Source organism: Aestuariirhabdus sp. LZHN29 (assembly GCF_049985285.1).
In the GTDB taxonomy this organism is placed as follows: Bacteria; Pseudomonadota; Gammaproteobacteria; order Pseudomonadales; family Aestuariirhabdaceae; genus Aestuariirhabdus.
The window spans coordinates 977,284-997,516 of record NZ_JBNIEU010000001.1 but is presented as its reverse complement, the minus strand read 5'-3'; the positions used below and the strand labels follow the sequence as shown (position 1 = coordinate 997,516).

The 20,233-nt window shown below is 53.1% G+C and carries 17 protein-coding genes; 12 read left to right on the top strand and 5 right to left on the bottom strand.

What is annotated here, in order from left to right; all coding sequences use genetic code 11:
- The first annotated feature begins 39 nt into the window (after positions 1 to 39).
- Genes trkA through ACP3PW_RS04805 form a run of 3 tightly spaced genes read left to right on the top strand, consistent with a single transcriptional unit; the run spans position 40 to position 3,442 of the window.
- Positions 40 to 1,413, top strand: coding sequence for a Trk system potassium transporter TrkA (gene trkA, locus ACP3PW_RS04815; RefSeq protein WP_426415534.1), 1,374 nt, complete (start codon positions 40 to 42; stop codon positions 1,411 to 1,413).
- A gap of 11 nt (positions 1,414 to 1,424) precedes the next feature.
- Positions 1,425 to 2,873 (top strand): TrkH family potassium uptake protein, encoded by a 1,449-nt coding sequence (locus tag ACP3PW_RS04810; RefSeq protein WP_426415533.1) that lies wholly within the window; start codon positions 1,425 to 1,427, stop codon positions 2,871 to 2,873.
- Positions 2,874 to 2,884: 11 nt separating this feature from the next.
- Positions 2,885 to 3,442, top strand: a complete 558-nt coding sequence (locus ACP3PW_RS04805; RefSeq protein ID WP_426415532.1) for a class I SAM-dependent methyltransferase — start codon at positions 2,885 to 2,887, stop codon at positions 3,440 to 3,442.
- Positions 3,443 to 3,450: 8 nt separating this feature from the next.
- On the opposite strand, the gene ACP3PW_RS04800 is transcribed toward ACP3PW_RS04805, so the two are convergent.
- Positions 3,451 to 4,443 carry an MDR family oxidoreductase gene (locus tag ACP3PW_RS04800; protein WP_426415531.1) on the bottom strand — a complete coding sequence of 331 codons (993 nt, stop codon included), beginning with the start codon at positions 4,441 to 4,443 and terminating at the stop codon, positions 3,451 to 3,453.
- Between the two features lie 156 nt (positions 4,444 to 4,599).
- Here ACP3PW_RS04800 and ACP3PW_RS04795 point away from each other — a divergent pair, with 156 nt between their 5' ends.
- The 6 genes from ACP3PW_RS04795 (at position 4,600) to ACP3PW_RS04770 (ending at position 10,462) form a co-directional block, all read left to right on the top strand.
- A complete protein-coding gene (locus ACP3PW_RS04795; RefSeq protein ID WP_426415530.1) occupies positions 4,600 to 5,352 on the top strand; it encodes a FadR/GntR family transcriptional regulator in 753 nt (250 codons plus the stop codon).
- A 93-nt stretch (positions 5,353 to 5,445) separates the two neighbouring features.
- Complete coding sequence (locus ACP3PW_RS04790) at positions 5,446 to 5,889, top strand: YtoQ family protein (RefSeq protein WP_426415529.1); 444 nt, start codon at positions 5,446 to 5,448, stop codon at positions 5,887 to 5,889.
- A gap of 162 nt (positions 5,890 to 6,051) precedes the next feature.
- Positions 6,052 to 7,011, top strand: a complete 960-nt coding sequence (gene glyQ / locus ACP3PW_RS04785; RefSeq protein ID WP_426415528.1) for a glycine--tRNA ligase subunit alpha — start codon at positions 6,052 to 6,054, stop codon at positions 7,009 to 7,011.
- A gap of 2 nt (positions 7,012 to 7,013) precedes the next feature.
- A complete protein-coding gene (glyS, locus tag ACP3PW_RS04780; RefSeq protein ID WP_426415527.1) occupies positions 7,014 to 9,116 on the top strand; it encodes a glycine--tRNA ligase subunit beta in 2,103 nt (700 codons plus the stop codon).
- A gap of 45 nt (positions 9,117 to 9,161) precedes the next feature.
- Positions 9,162 to 9,710 (top strand): D-glycero-beta-D-manno-heptose 1,7-bisphosphate 7-phosphatase, encoded by a 549-nt coding sequence (gene gmhB / locus ACP3PW_RS04775; RefSeq protein WP_426415526.1) that lies wholly within the window; start codon positions 9,162 to 9,164, stop codon positions 9,708 to 9,710.
- Between the two features lie 2 nt (positions 9,711 to 9,712).
- Positions 9,713 to 10,462 (top strand): lysophospholipid acyltransferase family protein, encoded by a 750-nt coding sequence (locus ACP3PW_RS04770; protein WP_426415525.1) that lies wholly within the window; start codon positions 9,713 to 9,715, stop codon positions 10,460 to 10,462.
- A gap of 452 nt (positions 10,463 to 10,914) precedes the next feature.
- On the opposite strand, the gene gyrB is transcribed toward ACP3PW_RS04770, so the two are convergent.
- From gyrB to dnaA, 4 genes are all read right to left on the bottom strand, one after another.
- Positions 10,915 to 13,329 (bottom strand): DNA topoisomerase (ATP-hydrolyzing) subunit B, encoded by a 2,415-nt coding sequence (gene gyrB / locus ACP3PW_RS04765; protein ID WP_426415524.1) that lies wholly within the window; start codon positions 13,327 to 13,329, stop codon positions 10,915 to 10,917.
- Between the two features lie 27 nt (positions 13,330 to 13,356).
- Complete coding sequence (gene recF, locus ACP3PW_RS04760) at positions 13,357 to 14,460, bottom strand: DNA replication/repair protein RecF (protein ID WP_426415523.1); 1,104 nt, start codon at positions 14,458 to 14,460, stop codon at positions 13,357 to 13,359.
- Positions 14,461 to 14,494: 34 nt separating this feature from the next.
- Positions 14,495 to 15,598, bottom strand: a complete 1,104-nt coding sequence (gene dnaN / locus ACP3PW_RS04755) for a DNA polymerase III subunit beta (RefSeq protein WP_426415522.1) — start codon at positions 15,596 to 15,598, stop codon at positions 14,495 to 14,497.
- A gap of 116 nt (positions 15,599 to 15,714) precedes the next feature.
- Positions 15,715 to 17,241, bottom strand: a complete 1,527-nt coding sequence (gene dnaA, locus ACP3PW_RS04750) for a chromosomal replication initiator protein DnaA (RefSeq protein WP_426415521.1) — start codon at positions 17,239 to 17,241, stop codon at positions 15,715 to 15,717.
- A 413-nt stretch (positions 17,242 to 17,654) separates the two neighbouring features.
- On the opposite strand from dnaA, the gene rpmH reads away from it, so the two are divergent.
- The 3 genes from rpmH (at position 17,655) to yidC (ending at position 20,056) form a co-directional block, all read left to right on the top strand.
- On the top strand, positions 17,655 to 17,789 hold the full coding sequence (gene rpmH, locus ACP3PW_RS04745; RefSeq protein WP_426415520.1) for a 50S ribosomal protein L34: 135 nt from the start codon (positions 17,655 to 17,657) through the stop codon (positions 17,787 to 17,789).
- Positions 17,790 to 17,795: 6 nt separating this feature from the next.
- Positions 17,796 to 18,191, top strand: coding sequence for a ribonuclease P protein component (rnpA, locus tag ACP3PW_RS04740; RefSeq protein ID WP_426415519.1), 396 nt, complete (start codon positions 17,796 to 17,798; stop codon positions 18,189 to 18,191).
- A 185-nt stretch (positions 18,192 to 18,376) separates the two neighbouring features.
- Entirely contained in the window at positions 18,377 to 20,056 is a 1,680-nt protein-coding gene (yidC, locus tag ACP3PW_RS04735; RefSeq protein ID WP_426415518.1) for a membrane protein insertase YidC, read from the top strand.
- Positions 20,057 to 20,233 lie beyond the last annotated feature (177 nt).

Sequence of the window (20,233 nt, the reverse complement as noted above, 5' to 3'; positions counted from 1 at the left end):
CCGCATGATACGGACAATCATAAGGCTACATAATAAAACATGAAGATCATCATTCTGGGTGCCGGACAGGTGGGGGGGACATTGGCGGAGAATCTTGCCAGTGAAGAGAACGACATCACGGTAGTAGATTCCGACGGAGAGCGCCTGCGCGAGCTTCAGGACCGTCTCGACATCCGCACCATCGAGGGTAAGGCCTCCTTCCCGTCGGTCATGCGCCGGGCCGGTGCCGACGATGCGGATATGCTGGTCGCTGTGACCAACAGCGATGAGGTCAATATGATCGCCTGCCAGGTTGCCTACTCATTGTTCAGGACCCCGACTAAAATCGCGCGAATACGACAACCTGACTACCTTAAACGCCCGGAAATGTTTGCTAAAGATGCCTGCCCGGTGGATGTCATCATCAGCCCAGAGCAGGTCGTTACCCACCATATAAAGCGCCTGATCGAGCAGCCCGGTGCCCTGCAAGTGCTCGATTTTGCCGAAGGTCGGGTGCAATTGGTCGCCGTCAAAGCCTATTACGGTGGTCCCCTGGTCGGGCAAGAGCTGCGCTACATTCGTGAACACATGCCCTCGGTGGACACCCGGGTAGCGGCCATTTTTCGCCGCGGAAAGTCCATCACTCCCGAAGGCTCAACCGTTATTGAAGCTGACGACGAGGTGTTTTTTATCGCTGCCAGTCGACACATTCGGGACGTTATGAGCGAACTGCGCCGACTCGATAATGTATACAGCCGAATCATCATCGCCGGCGGCGGCAACATCGGCGAACGACTGGCCCGCTCGATTGAAGATCGATACAACGTCAAACTCATTGAGCGCAACATAGGTCGGTGTCACCAGCTCGCACAAACCCTCGATAACACGCTTGTTTTCCATGGTAGTGCGTCGGACAAAGAGCTACTGGTATCAGAAAACATCGAAGAAACCGACGTCTTCTGCGCACTGACCAATGACGACGAAGCCAACGTCATGTCCGCCATGCTGGCAAAACGCCTCGGGGCGCGCAAGGTAATGGCCCTTATCAGCAACCCGGCCTACGTCGACCTGGTTCAGGGCGGTGAAATCGATATTGCCATTTCGCCCCAGCAAGCAACCATAGGGAGTTTGTTGACCCACGTTCGCCGTGGTGATGTGGTCAATGTCCACTCCCTGCGGAGAGGCGCTGCGGAGGCCATTGAAGCGATCGCTCACGGCGACGAGAACTCCTCCAAGGTAGTAGGTCGAACCATCGGCGAGGTAACACTGCCCCAAGGCACCACCATCGGCGCTATCGTGCGTGATGAAGAGGTATTGATTGCCCACGACCATATCCGCATCGAATCAGAGGACCACATTATTTTGTTCCTGGTTGATAAGAAACGGATTCGTGAAGTGGAGCAACTGTTCCAGGTCGGTTTAACCTTCTTTTAACGAGCCTCATCATGCATTTTTCAGTCATTCTACGCATACTCGGATTGCTATTGATGCTCTTCAGCATCAGTATGCTGCCGCCCCTGTTTATTGGTTGGCTCTACAACGACAATCACCTGGAGGCCTTCGGTTATGCCTTTGCCATAACCCTCGTTACCGGATTCCTTATTTGGGCTCCGGTCTACCGGGTTCGCCAGGAGCTGCGCACCCGGGACGGCTTCCTCGTCACCGTGCTGTTTTGGGTGGTTCTGAGTGGCTTTGGTGCGCTTCCATTTTTGCTCCACGAAAACCCAGCCATCAATGTGGTCGATGCCGTTTTCGAATCGATGTCCGGGCTCACCACTACCGGCGCCACCATCCTCACCAATATAGACGACCTACCCAAATCGATACTCTTCTATCGCCAGCAGCTGCAATGGCTCGGAGGTATGGGGATTATTGTGCTGGCCGTCGCCGTGCTACCTATGCTCGGTATCGGGGGGATGCAGCTCTACCGCGCCGAAACCCCGGGGCCGGTCAAGGATGCGAAGCTCACCCCCCGAATAACCGAAACCGCAAAGGCACTCTGGTACCTTTACCTGAGCCTGACGGTCGCCTGCGCTACTGCTTACTGGATCGCGGGAATGGACCTGTTTGATGCGATAGGGCACAGCTTTTCGACCATTGCCATTGGTGGATTTTCCACCCACGATGAGAGTATCGGGTTCTTTAATAGCCCGGTGATCGACACAATAGCCATCATATTCATGCTCATTGCTGGCATAAACTTCTCTTTGCATTTCTTTGCATGGCGCCACCGTCAGCTCATTCACTATTTTCGTGACCCGGAAGTAGTGGCCTACTTCGTTATTCTCGGCGGTGTCTCCCTGATCGCCGTGCTGGTGCTCAGCGTTACCGGCACCTATGGCTTCGCCCATTCGATTCAGTACGGCGTTTTTGAAGTGGTTTCAATCGCCACCACCACCGGCTTCAGTACCACCGACTTTTCTATATGGCCCACCTTCCTCGCCTACCTGCTCTTTTTGACCAGTTTTTCCGGCGCCTGTGCGGGGTCAACCGGTGGGGGGATGAAAGTTATTCGAGTACTGTTAATCTATCGTCAGGGGGTTAGGGAGATCACTCGACTACTTCACCCCAACGCAATCATACCGATCAAACTGGGGCGTAAAGCAGTTCCTGACCGTGTTGGTGAAGCGGTTTGGGGGTTCTTTTCCGCCTATGTGTTTATTTTTATCCTGCTCTTTCTGGCGCTTATCGCCACCGGGCTTGACCTGCCCACGGCCTTTTCCACGGTTGCTTCGTGCATGAACAACCTCGGCCCGGCGCTCGGTGATGCGTCTATGACTTACGCAGAACTGCCCGATAGCTCGAAGTGGATTTTGAGCTTTGCCATGCTGCTGGGGCGCCTCGAGATCTTCACCTTACTGGTGCTGTTCACACCGATGTTCTGGCGGCGTTAAGGACAAAGACGATGGATCGGTGGGACCTACGATATCAACAAGCCTCCAGCCCGGGAGATGCCTGCGATCTACTGGCAAACAACCTGCATCTACTGCCCGCCCAAGGGCGAGCTCTGGATCTGGCATGCGGGCTGGGTGCCAACGCCTTGCTTCTGCACCAACAGGGCCTAAGGGTTGAGGCCTGGGATCGCTCGGCGGAAGCCTTGCTGCGAGTTGATGAGTTTTCGGCTGGGCTGGTTTCCACCCGCCAGATGGATCTGGAAGCCGACTCTCTACCACTGCTTAACTTCGATGTGATAGTGGTCGCTCACTATCTCTACAGACCTATATGTAAGTGGATTCAAAAGTCTCTAAATCCCGGAGGGGTGCTTTTTTACCAGACCTGGCACCAGCAGAAAAGATCGGAAAAGGGGCCCTCCAACCCTGACTTTTTACTCGCCCCGGGGGAGCTGATCGAGTTATTCCCTCAGCTGGACGTCCGGGTTTATCGGGAGGAGGGGGGCTGTGGTGACCTCAGTCGGGGCCAGCGCGATTTTGGACAGCTGATCGCGCAGAAACCCGCTAACTGACCTCTGCTTCAGGTGTTTAGATTTACCAGGGTTCGCCCCTTCACGCCGCCACCAATCATCGACTGCGCCAATGCTGGAAGCTCTTTCAGGCCCACCTCCTGACCAATATCCGCCAACTGGTCAAGCGGCAGGTCTCGTGCCAGCCGCTCCCATGCCTGCTGGCGGCGGGAGAGGGGGCACATCACCGAATCCACGCCTTGCAAGCGTACATTGCGCAAGATAAACGGCATCACCGTCGTCGGCAGGGAAAAACCTGCGGCCAGGCCGCAAGCTGCAACGGCGCCGTTGTAGTCGGTTTCGGCCAGCATGCGTGCCAGAATAGTATCTCCAACCGTATCTATCCCCGCTGCCCAGCGCTGCTTCTCCAACGGACGTGGGGCGGCTGCCATCTCCTCGCGGCTCAACAGTTCACTCGCACCCAGCGCCCGCAGGTAATCATGGGTCGACTCACGGCCGGTAATAGCGGCCACGGTATAACCTAGCTTGGCTAGAATCGCGATCGCCACACTACCCACCCCACCGGCAGCGCCGCTCACAACCACGGTGCCGCTCTGGGGAGTGATTCCCGCCTCCTCAAGCGCCATGACACACAGCATGGCCGTTAATCCTGCGGTCCCGATCATCATCGCATCAGCAGCCGACAAACCCACCGGCAAAGGTACCAGCCACTCCGCCTTGACCCGCTGCTGTTGACTGTACCCCCCCCAGTATTGTTCGCCGACTCCCCAACCGGTCAGCACCACCTTATCTCCTGGCTGGTATTTCGGGCTGGCGGATTCCACCACCGTACCGGCCAGATCAATTCCCGGTACCATTGGCCATTGGCGTACCACCTTTCCCTTGCCCGTGATCGCCAGTGCATCCTTATAATTCAGACTGGAGTAATCCACCGCCAGCAATACCTCTTCGTCGGGCAGCTCGGCTTGGGTCAATGTTTCAATGCTGGCGAGGGTCTTTCCCTCTTGCTGGGTCAGTACCAGCGCCTTGAATGGGGTGCTCATGATTCGATCTCCTCGACAGTGGGGTGGCACCTGCAGTTTCAGTACAGGGTTGGTGGAGTTTAGATTTCTATTTAACTATTTGTCAAACAAATATGGTTAATACCATTAATCAGTAGTAAAATGTCCTCATACTCCCCGATCACTGGAAACACACTTATGGCGATCAGCAACACTCGCGTTGTCACCCAAAGCCTGGCCAAACAGATTGCCAACAGTATCCGAGACTCGATCGCTCAGGGCGAACTGGTGGTGGATGAGCGTCTGCCTACGGAAGAGGAGCTCTCCGTACAGTTTGGAGTATCCCGACCCACAATTCGCGAAGCGCTGAAACGACTCGCTGCGCAAAACCTGATCCGTTCCCAGCGTGGGCCCACCGGCGGCACGTTCGTCAAGCGCCCGAGCCTCGAAGAGATGCGAGACGCCCTGTGCAGTGCGACCACGCTCATGGTTGGCCTGGGTGCATTTCGGTTACAGGAGATTGCCGAAGCAAGGCACCAGATGGAACGGCTTTGTTGCGAGCTTTCCGTCCACAATATCGACAATACACAGCTGGGGCTGATGGAAGAGGCGCTTGAAAAACAGCAACAGGCCATAACCGATGAGGAGTTTTGCCAATTCGACGTTCAGTTCCACCGCGCCCTGGTTGACGGCTGCGGTAACAACTTGCTGCAGTTCAACATGTTCACCATGATCGAGGCGCTACAACCCGTTTCCAATATGGTTATCTCCCGCTTTCGCGACCGGGCACCCATCATTGAAGCGCACCGCGCGATTCTTGATGGGCTCCTCAACCGCAATGGAGCAGATGCTCTCGAGGCACTGGACAGGCTGATGGCGTACCTGAAAGGGCGTTACGAGGAAGCCCAGGAGTGGAAGTCGAAGCAGCAAAAACAGCGCTCCCCCCAATAGGAGGGTTGTTCTGTTGCGACCAATAGCGGCTTGCAAGTCACGGCTATTGCTCTATGATTTTCCACTCCCTTTCATACTCCTACAGGAATTATCATGGATTATATCGTTTACCTTTCCGGAGAAATTCACACCAACTGGCGGGAGCAGATCCGGGATGGCGTCGCCAGTGCTGACCTCCCGGTGTCACTCTACTCCCCCGTGACCAACCATGAAGCCAGCGATGAGGTGGGTGTCCAGATTCTCGGGGCGGAGGAGAAACCCTTCTGGAAGGACCACAAAGCCAGCAAAATCAACGCTATTCGTACCAACAATATGCTGCAACAGGCCGATATTGTAGTCGTACGCTTTGGCGACAAGTACAAGCAGTGGAACGCGGCCTTCGACGCCGGTCAGGCGGTGGCCATGGGCAAGCAGTTGATCGTAATGCACGCCCCTGAATTGACCCACCCACTCAAGGAGGTCGACGCCCAGGCCATGGCGGTCACGGAAACACCACAACAGGTGGTCGAGATCCTTCGTTATATCTGCCAAGCTTGATTTTACGGCGGGGTCCCCGGATCGGGACCCCGCCGTGCCATACCCCGCAAATCCCCACTGCGCCTGTATTTCCCGTGGCGTAACAGGGTATAATTCGCCCCATTTTTCGTCACCTGTCCACCGCCACCGCGGGGATATTAAAGACCATATTGGGGAGCCACCGTGTCCAACCAAACGACACCCGATGTAAGCACCTTTCAGGGGTTGATCCTGACCCTGCAAAACTACTGGGCAAAGCAGGGCTGTGTTGTCCTCCAACCTCTCGATATGGAGGTCGGTGCCGGTACTTTTCACCCCGCTACTTTTTTACGCGCGATTGGGCCGGAGCGCTGGAGCGCAGCCTATGTGCAACCGAGCCGCCGTCCTACCGATGGGCGTTACGGGGAAAACCCCAACCGGCTGCAGCACTATTACCAGTTTCAGGTAGTGATTAAACCCTCCCCTGATAATATCCAGGACCTTTACCTGGGCTCTCTCAAAGAGATGGGTATTGATACCCTGGTGCATGACGTCCGATTTGTCGAAGACAACTGGGAATCCCCGACGCTGGGTGCCTGGGGGCTCGGTTGGGAAGTCTGGCTCAACGGTATGGAGGTGACCCAGTTCACCTATTTCCAGCAAGCCGGCGGCCTTGAGTGCTACCCCGTCACTGGAGAGATTACCTACGGACTCGAGCGCATCGCCATGTACCTGCAGGGAGTGGACAGCGTTTACGACCTGGTCTGGACGGATGGGCCTCTGGGTAAGGTGACCTACGGTGATGTGTTTCACCAGAATGAGGTAGAGATGTCGACCTTTAATTTCTCTCACGCCAACACCGAAGAACTGTTCAGGCAGTTTGATTTTTTTGAACGTGAGAGTGAGAAACTGGTCGCCGAAAACTTACCGCTCCCGGCTTACGAGTATGTGCTTAAAGCCTCCCACACCTTCAACCTGCTTGATGCCCGCCACGCTATATCAGTCACCGAGCGGCAGCGCTTTATTCTGCGTGTAAGAACCCTGGCTCGCGCCGTTGCCCAAGGCTACTTCGAAACCCGTCGCAAACTCGGTTTCCCGCTGGCCGATGAGACTATCCGCGAAGAGGTTATTAGCAAACTCAGTAGCGCCCAGGAGGAGAAGTAATAATGTCTACACAGGATTTTCTGGTCGAGCTCGGCACCGAAGAGCTCCCGCCAAAGGCGCTTAAGTCCCTGTCCAATGCGTTCTCGGGGGAAATCGTTAACGGGCTCCAACAGGCCGGGTTGGCGTTCGAAAGTGTTCAGCATTACGCCGCACCACGGCGCCTTGCGTTACTGGTTCGAGGGCTCGCAAGCCAGCAAGCAGATCAGGATATTGAGCGCAAGGGACCCGCGGTACAAGCCGCATTCGACAAAGAGGGTAATCCAACTCCCGCAGCCCAGGGTTTCGCCCGCTCCTGCGGTGTCGCTGTGGCAGATTTGCAAACTCTGGAGCAGGGTAAGGGTGCGTGGCTGGTTTATAGATCCGTTACCCCCGGCCAGCAGACCCAAACCCTGTTACCCGCCATTGTGGAACGGTCACTGGCTCAGCTACCTATTCCCAAACGAATGCGCTGGGGTGACAGCCGAACCGAGTTTGTGCGCCCGGTCCACTGGTTGGTGATGCTCTACGGAGACTCGATAGTGGATTGTGAACTATTGGGGCTGCGTGCCAACCGGATTAGCCAGGGACATCGCTTTCACCACAATAAAGCGATCACCATCGAATCGCCCGCTCGCTACGCCGAACAACTGCGCGCCCCCGGTTACGTTATCGCGGATTTTTCTGAGCGCCAGCAACTGGTTCGGAGTCAGGTTGAGACCATCGCCCGACAATCCAAAGGTCATGCGGTTATCGGGGACGATCTGCTCGACGAGGTAACCGGTCTGGTGGAGTGGCCGGTCGCACTGATGGGGCGTTTTGACGATGAGTTTCTCAAGGTTCCGGCGGAATCTCTCGTCTCCTCGATGAAAGAGCACCAGAAGTACTTCCACGTTGTCGACGATGACGGCGCGCTGATGCCCAACTTTATTACCGTTAGCAATATCGAAAGTAAGGATCCAGCCCAGGTCATCAGCGGCAACGAAAAAGTGATTCGGCCGCGGCTGGCTGACGCCAAATTTTTCTACGACACCGACCTCAACAGCTCACTGGCAGACAAGCGGGATCGACTCAAACCGGTGGTGTTTCAAGCCAAGCTCGGTAGCCTGTATGACAAAACCCAGCGCATCGGCTCGGTGGCCGCACAGATCGCCCGGTTGATCGGGGCTGACGACCATCATGCTCGCAGGGCAGGGGAGCTTTGCAAGGCCGACCTCAACTCCGAAATGGTACTCGAGTTTGCGGACCTGCAGGGAACCATGGGCCAATACTATGCGCGCCACGATGGGGAACATGCCGATGTTAGCGCCGCACAGTTTGAACAGTATTTGCCGCGCTTTGCCGGTGATCAGCTACCGGATTCGATGATCGGGTGTTGCGTTTCCCTGGCCGACAAGCTCGACACCCTGGTCGGTATTTTTGGCATTGGCCAACCACCCTCGGGTAATCGTGACCCGTTCGCCCTGCGCCGTGCCACTCTGGGTGTGCTGCGGATTCTGGTGGAAAAGGAGCTGGCCGTTGATCTACGACCAATACTCTATCACTGCGTCGAGGCCTACCAGCAAACCGGCGTCCAGCTCCCACTGGCTCCCACGGTGGATAACACTGTCGATAAGCTTGTGGATACAATTATTGAATTTATGCTGGAACGCTTCCGGGCCTGGTATCAGGATCAGGGGATATCCGTCGAGGTGTTTCTCGCGGTCCGCGCGCTTTCACCGACCAACCCGCTAGAGTTTGATCAAAGGGTGCAGGCCGTAAACCATTTCCGCTCACTCGATGCTGCAACGGCTCTGGCGGCGGCAAACAAGCGGGTTTCCAACATTCTGGCCAAGGCCGAATCCGGTACACTGCAGGCGGAAGTGAATCCTGCGTTACTCGAAAATGGGGCGGAACAGGCCCTGTTTGACGCCCTGATCATCAAGCAGGGTACCGTCGCGCCACTTCTTAGGGATGGCGATTACCAGCAGGTTCTGGTGACACTGGCAGAACTTAAGGATGCGGTGGACAACTTCTTCGATGGGGTTCTGGTTAATGCCGAGGACAGTGCCGTACGCAGTAATCGCTACACCCTGCTGAGACAACTCCGTAACCTGTTCCTGGAGGTCGCCGACATCTCGCTGTTGTAGGCGAAAAAGGCTTCTATTCACCCCCCATTCAGGATCAGCATTTTTATGGCACTTATAATTTTGGATCGAGATGGAGTCATCAACCAAGACTCTGACGATTTTATTAAGAGCCTCGAAGAGTGGATTCCGATTCCCGGCAGTATAGAAGCGATCGCCAGGCTTTCCCGAGCCGGACATCAAGTGGCCATCGCCACCAATCAATCCGGCTTGGGTAGGGGGTATTTCCAGCTATCCGACCTCGATGAAATGCATCGGTACCTGCTCGATCTGGTGGAAGCCCAGGGGGGCTCCATCGACCATATCGCCTACTGCCCCCACGCACCGGACGCCGGATGTGGCTGTAGAAAACCCCTGGCGGGACTCATTGAGCAGATCGAGTCCGCCTTGGGGGTATCCGCCAAAGGCTGTTATCTGGTCGGTGACTCATTGCGGGACCTTCAAGCCGGGGTGAGTAAGGGCGCTCTTCCGGTGCTGGTCATGACAGGGAAGGGGGTGCGTACCCTCGCCAAGGGAGACCCGCTATTGAAGCAGGCCCGGATATACGACAATCTGGACTCATTCACTTCCGCATTGTTAGCAAAGGAGTGCTTTTAAACATGGTCGCCACCGCACGAACGCTGCTGTTTTATCTGTTGCTGGGATTATGGACGATTTTTATCTCTTCCAGCGTGATCTTGTTCGGGCTTTTCGTGCCCCGAAAGCGACGTCACCAACTATTTGTTCAACCTTATGGACGCGGCGTCATGCTCCTTTGCCGCGTGATCTGCGGGGTAGGTTACCGGATCGTTGGGCGCGAGCATATCCCCCAAGGGTCCGCGGTCATTGCCGCCAACCACCAGAGTACCTGGGAAACATTTTTCCTCCAGACCCTGCTGACTCCACAGGCCCAGGTCGTTAAGAAGGAGTTGATGTCGATTCCCTTTTTTGGCTGGGCATTTAGGCTACTTTGCGCGATCCCTATAGATCGTGGAAACCCTAAAAAGGCGCTGATGAAGATTATCCAGGCCGGCAGTGACTACCTGACCGAAGGGTTTTGGGTTTTGGTATTTCCTGAGGGCACCCGACGACCAGCGGGCTCCCCCGGCCGCTTTACCCAAGGCGCTGCCGCGATGGCCACACGCAGCGGAAAACCCATTCTGCCAATCGCCCATAATGCAGGGCGTTGCTGGCCCGGAAGAGGCTGGGTCAAGGTTCCGGGCACCATCGACGTGGTCATTGGCCCCTTGATAGAGACCGAGGGCAAAAACAGTAAGCAAATCACCAATGAAGCGCAGCACTGGATTCACACCACACTGGCAGAGATAGATCCTCAGGTGCCGGCGGCGGAGAGTACAGAGTCGCTATAGATACACCCGAACACAGCCTGCCTACCGAGGTGGGGCGTAAAAGTCCGATCCGGCGGTGATTATCTGGGCCCGGGCTCTCACTACAGCCAGGTTGCGACTCTCTAATCCCTCGATTTTCCCGTAATAACTCGTTGTGATGTAAGTACTAACTTACTAATTTATCTAATAAATACAATAAGTTAAGCGTATCTCCGGGTGTTAATAGGGTTAGGCGGGAGTCTCAAAAAACCATAGAGTAGAGGGCGGCGTCGGCCCTGCGTCAATTCCTATTTCGCCCATCGCTTTTGCCTGACCTCTCCGGGCTCGGACGAGGTCTTTAAACCCCGCCGCAAGGGCACTCCCTGTTGTTTTTAGTTATGCTATTTGCAGGCACAAAAAACCCCATAAAATGAGGTTAATCATATTACGGGGTTTCAGGCACTGCTGGGTTATAGCCCGACAGGCTGTGGTAGCTATACGTCCAGGTTAGCCGCTGATAGGGCATTCGTTTCGATAAAGGCACGTCGAGGCTCTACCTGATCCCCCATAAGCGTGGTAAATATCTGGTCCGCGGCGATCGCATCTTCGATGGTCACGCGGAGCATTCGACGGCCCTCTGGATCCATGGTTGTCTCCCACAGCTGATCGGGGTTCATCTCTCCCAGCCCCTTATAGCGTTGAATACCGTGACGCTTGGTTGATTCATTCATCAACCAGTTAAGACCCTCTTCAAAGCTCGCAATCGGCTGTCGGCGTTCGCCTTTGATGATAAAGGCTCCCTCTTCCAACAGTGAACTCAGTCGCTCACCAAGGGAAACCATGGAGAGGTAATCCCGCGACTCAAAAAACTCTACAGAGAGCTTATACTGAGTATCGATACCGTGATGAAGCTGAGTAATAACCGGCAACCAGACATGGTATTCACGATCCTCTGTGGCAGTAATCGTCGATGAACGTCCAGCAAGCTCTATTGAGGCCACACGCTCTGCGAGAGTCTTGCACCACTCCTCTACCTTCTCCTGATCCTTCAGCGCTTCCGGTTCCAGGCGCTTCATGTGAACCAACTGCTTAAGTACGGTCTCAGGGTAGATTCTGGAAAGACGGGATATTATCCCCTCTATGCGACGATATTCATGGACAAGTTCCTGCAACGGCAACCCACTTATACCCGGTGCTTCTTCGTTGACGTGCAGCGATGTATTTTCCAAAGCTGCCTGGGTCAAGTACTCCGTAAGGGCGTCATCGTCTTTAAGGTACTGCTCTTGCTTGCCTCGCTTAATCTTATACAGCGGTGGCTGCGCGATGTAGACGTAACCGTTTTCAATTAACTCCGGTAGCTGACGGAAGAAAAAGGTTAATAGCAGGGTACGGATATGCGATCCATCGACATCCGCATCGGTCATGATGATTATGTTGTGGTAGCGCAGCTTCTCAATATTAAACTCAGTGCGACCAATACCACAGCCTAGCGCGGTTATCAGAGTCCCCACCTCGACAGAGGAGAGCATCTTGTCAAAACGGGCCTTCTCTACGTTAAGAATTTTACCTTTCAACGGTAAAATGGCCTGGGTTTTTCTGTTGCGACCCTGTTTTGCCGAGCCGCCAGCAGAGTCACCCTCCACCAGGTAGAGCTCAGAAAGGGCGGGGTCTTTCTCCTGGCAGTCCGCCAACTTACCCGGTAAACCAGCAATATCCAGGGCCCCTTTACGGCGAGTCATATCCCTCGCTTTACGGGCCGCTTCCCGGGCACGGGCAGCGTCCACCATTTTCCCGACAATCAGCTTGGCGTCCTGGGGGTTTTCCATCAAGAAGTCTGAAAAGCCGGTATTCATCTCTTGCTCAACGGCTGTTTTAACTTCGGAAGAGACAAGTTTGTCCTTGGTTTGGCTTGAAAACTTGGGGTCCGGAACCTTCACCGACACGATAGCCGTGAGTCCTTCACGAGCGTCGTCCCCGGTAGTGTTCACCTTTTGCTTCTTTAGAACCCCCTCTCTCTCGATATAGGTATTAAGGGTCCGTGTTAAGGCAGACCGAAAACCCGCAAGGTGGGTACCACCATCCCGCTGGGGAATATTGTTGGTGAAACAGTAGATATTCTCCTGGAAGCTATCATTCCACTGCAAGGCGACCTCTACCCCGGTACCATCTTCCCGCTGTGTGTTTAGGTGGAATACCTCGTTAACCGAAGTTTTATTGCTATTGAGGTATTCAACAAAGGCCTTCAAGCCACCTTCATATTTGAACAGCTCTTCGTTGGCTGTACGCTCATCAATCAACCTAATACCCACACCGGAGTTAAGAAACGAGAGTTCACGTAGTCGCTTTGCAAGGACATCGAAGCTGAAACCAATATTGGTAAAGGTTTCTTCGGAAGGGTAGAAGTGGACTTCTGTACCCTGCTCGTCCGTTTCACCCACCTCGGAGAGAGGCGCGTTGGGAACACCGTGGGCATACGACTGGCGGTATACCTTACCCTTGCGCCTTACAGTAAGGCGAAGCTCTCGCGAAAGGGCATTTACGACAGATACTCCTACGCCGTGCAATCCACCTGATACCTTGTAGGTATTATCATCAAATTTACCCCCGGCATGGAGTACGGTCATGATAACTTCAGCGGCGGAAACCCCTTCTTCTTCGTGAATATCCACAGGAATACCACGGCCATTATCTTTCACACTGACGGATTCGTCGGCGTGGATAATCACCTGGATTTCACTACAATGGCCCGCCAGGGCTTCGTCGATAGAGTTATCGACAATTTCGAAAACCATATGGTGGAGTCCGGAGCCGTCATCGGTATCACCGATATACATTCCCGGGCGTTTCCTTACAGCATCCAGTCCCTTGAGAACCTTGATATTCGATGCATCATAGTTTTTTTCAGTCATTCAAGACTCCTATGTGAACTCTGCCCGTCAAGGCAGAATCGACTCAGATATATTCCCATGTTTCACGTGAAACACTTTAATTTCAACATTAGCGGGCCATACTCCCACCAATGATTCATATTCGATACCAGTAACAAACACCTGGCTCTCCAACAATACCAACTCCTGGCAGAGCACTTTACGGTGCTCCCGGTCGAGCTCCGCGGCGAGGTCATCCACCAAAAACACTGTGTACTGACCCCGTTTTTGGGTAAATAAACGTGCCTGCGCCAGTTTTAGCGCACACACCAACAGTTTTTGTTGCCCTCGAGACAAACGTTCCGCCGCATTCTCACGCCCAATCCGGACGTTTAGATCTGCGCGATGAGGCCCTGCCTGAGTAAATCCCGCCCGAACATCGCGATCTATGGTTTGAGCCAATAGCTCAGAGAAATCCACCTTGCTGTCCCAACCACGAGAGTAGGAGAGCGATAACTCGGCCCCCTTCAAACCCAGATCGAACACCTCAACCAATCTACGCACTAGTGGCGCCAGACCGGAAAAATATTGTTGGCGCATTTCGTCGATTGTGTCCGCGTTTCGGGCGAGCTCAGTATCCCAAACCAACACCTGCGAATGGTCAATTTTACCATGCCTGAGGAGGTGATTGCGCTGTTTTAATGCGGTCTGGTATTGCCGCCAACAGCCAAGGAAAGAGCGTTCCACGTGAAACACTCCCCAATCGATAAACTGACGCCTGGGTTTAGCCCCACCCGTTAACAGACTAAAGCTATCGGGGGTTATTAACTGTATAGGCAATAGTTCGGCTAAAGCGGAGGCAGCGCGTTGGGTCACACCATCAATACGAAGCTCTCCGCTACCATCGACACTACGCCGCACTCCTACCTTATGCGTTACCTTTTCGTCAGAAACCTCCCCAAATACAATAAACTCCTCACAACCTTTTTGGATAATTGGTTTGAGCTTATTGCTTCTAAACGAACGGGAAGAGCCGAGAAAATGGATCGCTTCGAGCAGGGAGGTCTTTCCACTGCCATTCTCGCCAACGACAATATTTATACGGGGGGAGGGGGTTAGCTGCGCATCCATCAGATTGCGCAGCTGTTTTACCCGAACACGGGATAGAGGCATGATTGATTAGAAACTAATAAATAGCACTCTTTCTCTATAGCCGCATAGGCATGACAACGTAGAGGGAGTCCGAATTCTCCTCCTCTTCGAGGAGAGCACTACTATTAGGGTCCGCCATCGTGAATTTTACATTATCCCCAGTGAGGACCGAGAGAACGTCCAGCACGTAACTAACGTTAAAGCCTATCTCCAGGCTGTCCCCTTGATAGTTAACAGAGACCTCTTCCTGAGCCTCTTCCTGCTCCGGGTTGTTAGCGGTGAGGGTGAGGCTACCATCAACCAGCACGAGTCTGATACCTCTGTACTTCTCGTTGGACAGGATAGCGGTACGGCTAAATGCCTGTCGGAGCATCTGTCGATCACCGACCACGATCTTGTCGCCGCCTTTGGGTAGTACACGATCGTAATCGGGAAACTTACCATCCACCAACTTTGAGGTGAACGTAAACGCGCCGGTATTAGCACGTATATGATTGACCCCCAGGGAAAGGGTGACAGCCTGAGCACCATCGGTGAGGAGTCGAGCCAACTCCATAATACCCTTGCGAGGAACGATAACCTGGTGTTTGTCCTGAACGCTGCTGTCGGCTTCCACTGTGCAGAGTGCCAGTCGGTGCCCGTCGGTGGCGACCGCTCGAAGGCTTCCGTTATCGATCTCTAACAGTAGACCGTTAAGGTAATAACGCACATCCTGTTGCGCCATCGCGAAACCTGTCCGGTCGATTAAGCGCCGCAGTTTCTGCTGCTCTATGGAAAACTTAAGAGAATCCGCGCTTTCCTCGACACTGGGAAACTCTGTAGCAGGCAGCGTAGACAATGAGAAACGACTCCGACCGGATTTAACCACCAGTTTCTGATCGTCCAGAGTTAATTCGATCAGTGCGGTATCAGGGAGTGCCTTGCAGATATCCATTAGTTTCCGCGCCGGGACGGTGATCTCTCCCTCTTCACAGGGGTGCTCAAGCTGAACCCGGCCGACCAGCTCTACCTCGAGGTCGGTTCCGGTCAGGGAAAGTTGATCACCTTCAACAACCAGTAATACGTTTGAGAGAACCGGTAACGTCTGACGACGTTCAACCACCCCGGCGACCAACTGCAAGGGTTTAATAAGTGATTCACGGCTAATGGTCAGTTTCATAATTTTTCTCTGTTCTATCCCGATACAAAGTCATTAAAAGTAAAAGATACACCATTACGAGTTGGGCTTAATAAATACAGGGACCCAACACCCAATCCAACGAATTTGGCGTCCACTCATGAGGTAAGAGAGCGCAGCAAATTTTTATAATCTTCCCTTATTTCACTATCAATTTCTGTTAGCTCCTTTACCTTTCGGCATGCATGGAGGACCGTGGTGTGGTCGCGCCCACCGAAAGCGTCCCCAATCTCAGGAAGACTGTGGTTAGTGACCTCCTTGGAGAGCGCCATTGCAACCTGCCGCGGACGGGCAACCGAGCGACTACGCCGCTTTGAGAGCAGATCTGAGATCTTGATCTTATAGTATTCGGCCACGGTACGTTGGATATTGTCGATACTAACTTGTTTCTCCTGCAGCGCTATCAGATCCTTAAGGCTTTCTCGAATCAACTCAATGGAGATATCACGCCCCATAAACTTCGCGCTGGCGATAACCCGCTTTAATGCGCCTTCAAGGTCACGCACATTGGAGCGGATGCGCTGCGCGATAAAAAACGCAGAATCATGGGGCAGATCGATCTGGACCTGTTCAGCCTTTTTCATCAATATCGCCACCCGCGTCTCTAGCTCAGGTGGCTCGACCGCCACGGTAAGTCCCCAACCGAAGCGAGACTTCAAACGTTCCTCAAGCCCAATTATCTCCTTAGGGTAACGATCACAGGTAAGAATCATCTGCTGGCCGCCTTCGAGAAGGGCGTTAAAAGTATGGAAGAACTCCTCTTGAGAGCGCTCCTTGTTAGCAAAAAACTGGATGTCGTCGATTAGCAGTGCGTCAACAGAGCGATAAAAACGTTTAAAGTCGTTAATTGCATTTAGCTGTAACGCTTTAACCATATCAGCGACAAAGCGCTCTGATGTGACGAATATAACCTTTGCGTTTGGATTAAGATCAACAATATGGTTACCCACTGCGTGCATCAGGTGAGTTTTACCCAGACCAACCCCGCCATAAAGAAATAGTGGATTATAGGCGGCGCCAGGGTTTTCAGCGACCTGGCGTGAAGCCGCCAGCGCTAGCTGATTGGATTTACCCTCGACGAAACTATCAAATACAAAGGACGTATTAAGAGAACTGTTATGTTTGATCCCCCCCTCAACCTCCACCACACGTTTTCGTTGCCCACTATTTCCAAAAGAGTTTCCACTCGAATCAACGATAGAGGCCGGCGGCGGACTACGAGGTGACTCTAGGGGCACCCGGGGCTGATCCTGAGGGGGGAGGGTGGTTTCCTGGGAACCTCGAGCATGAACCTGAACCCTGGAGCGGTAAGCTTCACTTCGTTCACCACGATCGACAGGAACACCACCGGTGTGACCGCCACGGGTTGAGAAGTTTGGGTTACGCTCGGCAACGCGAATTACGACCTCGGGAGTAAACCCCGTCGCGCTAGCACCAACAACTTCGCGAATCCGATCGAGAAATTTGTCACTGACCCACTCAAGAACAAAGCGGTTGGGAGCCAACAACGTAACAACATTGTTTTCTGACTCCACTTTAAGGGGACGAATCCAGGTGTTGAACTGTTGCGCAGGCAACTCATCCTGCAAAGTAGCGAGACTTTGCTGCCAGATGTCTATAGACACAATTAGGGGGCTCCGAAGGGGTAATGATTACATAAGCCAAGGCTGTTAATAATAACGCCTTACAACAAACTTATCCACATATAAAATGCAAAAATGGTTTAGCAAAAATATAATTTAAGCATATTAATCAGTCACTTAGGGATTCGTTGCGGGATTACAACCTTTTAACACAGGTAGTGGATAAGTTTGTGAATAAGTATCAAGAGTGAGATTCTCGAACAGCGACAACACCACCCAACATATAGATTAACTGCTTACGAAAACCACAACATATGGATGACTAAAAAATAGCCATGGGATAACGACCTAAAGCATTGACGCACGGGGACAAATTCCCTAGAATTGCGCGTCCTCAAGTGGGGTAGTAACACCTCATCCAGAGCTAACCCCGAAAGTTTACAGGTAACAGAATCATGAAAAGAACCTTTCAACCCAGCGTACTGAAGCGCGCTCGTGTTCACGGCTTCCGCGCTCGCATGGCTACTAAAAGTGGTCGCCTGATTATCAAGCGTCGCAGAGCCACAGGCCGTAAGCAACTCACAGCCTAAGCTTGAGTGTCAGCGTTAACTGGCCAGAATAAAGGGTTCGACCGTAAGCTGCGGCTTCTAGATGCAGCAGCTTACAAACGTGTTTTCGATGGCGCCGAGTTCAAAGTATCGCATTCCCATCTGCTGATCCTTGCTCGACCAAACGACTGCGACCACTCCCGCTTAGGAATGGTTATTGCGAAGAAGAATGTACGCCTCGCAGTTCAGCGTAATCGAATCAAGCGCCTTATTCGAGAATCCTTTCGACACCAGCAAGCTGACCTACCGGGTCTGGATATAGTTATTCTGGCCCGCAAAGGGATCGGTGAACAGGAAAACCCAAACATATTGGACCTACTCACTCGGCAATGGCGAAAGCTACTTCAGCGAAGTCAGCAAAACCGCCCCTTGCGAAGCCCTTAAAAAGACGTGTTGATCACGTCTTTTTTTATGGGTTTTTCTCCTAAAACAGCCGGCAGCGTTATATTTTTACCTTGCCACTATTGTGGGGGGGTGGAATGGGGCAAATATCACGTATAATGCAGCCTTTCCGTTGCACTGCTATTTTCGCTACGGGCATTACTCACTCAAAAGACGGCTAGTATTCCATGGATTTGCAAAGAACTATCCTCATCGTTGCACTGGCAGTGGTCGGCTATCTGCTGATTTTACAGTGGAACAATGACTACAACCGGGCACCAGAAACCCCGGTCGTACACACCACTCTCAGCAGCCCAGCTTTGCCTGCTCCGGTACCCGAACCCACCGTCGCTGCAACCACCGATGCTCCACAGGCTCTGGACGCTACCAGCGTCGCTCAAGCACCGACAGAAGCGTCTAAGGCTCCTAGCGGCCAGCTAATAACGGTTACCACCGACGTCCTTGAGTTAGAGATCGACCCCCGTGGTGGTGACGTGGTCAAGGTCGCCTTGCCAGCCTACCCACGCCACAAAGAAACCCCGGATCAGCCATTCGTTTTACTGGAGCGAACCCAGGAACGAACCTACGTTGCCCAAAGTGGATTAACCGGCATCAATGGACCGGATCGAAATGGTCACCCCCTATATAGTGTGGCAAAAACCAGCTACCAGATGCAGGAAGGGGAGCAGTCACTGGTGATCGACCTGGTTCTCAACGAAGACGATGTAACCATTACCAAGCGCTATACACTCACCCGCGGTGAATACGATATCGCTGTCGACCACCTGATTGATAACCGCAGCGAAAATATTTGGCAAGCGAACTTCTACGCCCAGCTCAAACGGGACAGTACGGGTGACCCCAGCAATCAGGGCTCGGCTACCAGCTTTAGTACCTACATCGGCGCTGCGGTTCGTACTAACGAGGACCTCTACCAGAAACTGGACTTCGGAGATTTTTCCGATAAGCCATTTAAAGAGTCTGTTACGGGCGGCTACGCTGCGATCCTCCAGCACTACTTCGTGGCGGCGTGGGTACCCGACGCTAACACAGCGCATACTTACCAAACCCGTTCAGCAAGTAACGGCGACAATATTGTCGGTTTCGTAGACGGTGCAGTGGTGGTCGACCCGGGCAAAACGGCAAGTGTGAGCGCGAAACTGTACGCTGGGCCAAAAATCCCGGACCGTCTTGAGGCCCTGTCCCCAGGACTGGAGCTAACCGTAGACTATGGCATTCTGTGGTTTATCGCCCAACCACTGTTCGCTACCCTGACCTTCATCCACTCCTTCGTGGGTAATTGGGGTTTCGCGATTATTCTCCTTACGGTTTTGGTAAAAGCCATATTTTATCCCCTTTCTGCGGCGAGTTATCGCTCCATGGCTAACATGCGCCGCGTATCACCTATGCTGGCAAGCCTGAAAGAGCAGTTTGGTGATGATCGCCAAAAAATGAGCCAGGCGATGATGGAGCTCTACAAGAAAGAGAAGATCAACCCTCTTGGAGGCTGTCTCCCCATTCTTGTCCAGATGCCCGTCTTCATCGCCCTTTACTGGACACTCCTGGAGAGCGTAGACCTTCGCCAAGCCCCCTTCATGCTATGGATCGACGACCTGTCGCAGATGGATCCCTATTTCATCCTGCCACTTATAATGGGTGCGTCAATGTTCATCCAGCAGCAACTTAATCCGACGCCTCCAGACCCAATTCAGGCTCGAGTGATGAAGATGATGCCCATTATCTTTACCTTCTTCTTCCTCTGGTTCCCATCCGGTCTGGTCGTTTACTGGGTGGTCAATAACATTCTATCGATTCTCCAGCAGTGGATGATCACCAGAAAAATTGAGGCACAAGCTGCCGCTCGCTAAATAGTTACTGGAAAATAGTTTAAAAGGCCTTAATACTCTATGTTTTAAGGCCTTTTTTTATACTTTGAAAATGTAAAAATATATTGAGCAGTCCTTAAAATTTGAGCTTTTTCTCAATTAACTCTAAAACGGCCTGACGTAAACCAGATTTATTCCCAGACTCCATAAGCAGTAAAA

Coding starts and splice junctions, on each gene's coding strand:
- trkA (WP_426415534.1), top strand. CDS start 40: ATGAAGATCATCATTCTGGGTGCCGGACAGGTGGGGGGGACATTGGCG.
- yidC (WP_426415518.1), top strand. CDS start 18,377: ATGGATTTGCAAAGAACTATCCTCATCGTTGCACTGGCAGTGGTCGGC.
- glyS (WP_426415527.1), top strand. CDS start 7,014: ATGTCTACACAGGATTTTCTGGTCGAGCTCGGCACCGAAGAGCTCCCG.
- recF (WP_426415523.1), bottom strand. CDS start 14,460: ATGCCTCTATCCCGTGTTCGGGTAAAACAGCTGCGCAATCTGATGGAT.
- ACP3PW_RS04790 (WP_426415529.1), top strand. CDS start 5,446: ATGGATTATATCGTTTACCTTTCCGGAGAAATTCACACCAACTGGCGG.
- gmhB (WP_426415526.1), top strand. CDS start 9,162: ATGGCACTTATAATTTTGGATCGAGATGGAGTCATCAACCAAGACTCT.
- ACP3PW_RS04770 (WP_426415525.1), top strand. CDS start 9,713: ATGGTCGCCACCGCACGAACGCTGCTGTTTTATCTGTTGCTGGGATTA.
- rpmH (WP_426415520.1), top strand. CDS start 17,655: ATGAAAAGAACCTTTCAACCCAGCGTACTGAAGCGCGCTCGTGTTCAC.
- dnaN (WP_426415522.1), bottom strand. CDS start 15,598: ATGAAACTGACCATTAGCCGTGAATCACTTATTAAACCCTTGCAGTTG.
- ACP3PW_RS04810 (WP_426415533.1), top strand. CDS start 1,425: ATGCATTTTTCAGTCATTCTACGCATACTCGGATTGCTATTGATGCTC.
- gyrB (WP_426415524.1), bottom strand. CDS start 13,329: ATGACTGAAAAAAACTATGATGCATCGAATATCAAGGTTCTCAAGGGA.
- ACP3PW_RS04805 (WP_426415532.1), top strand. CDS start 2,885: ATGGATCGGTGGGACCTACGATATCAACAAGCCTCCAGCCCGGGAGAT.
- ACP3PW_RS04800 (WP_426415531.1), bottom strand. CDS start 4,443: ATGAGCACCCCATTCAAGGCGCTGGTACTGACCCAGCAAGAGGGAAAG.
- ACP3PW_RS04795 (WP_426415530.1), top strand. CDS start 4,600: ATGGCGATCAGCAACACTCGCGTTGTCACCCAAAGCCTGGCCAAACAG.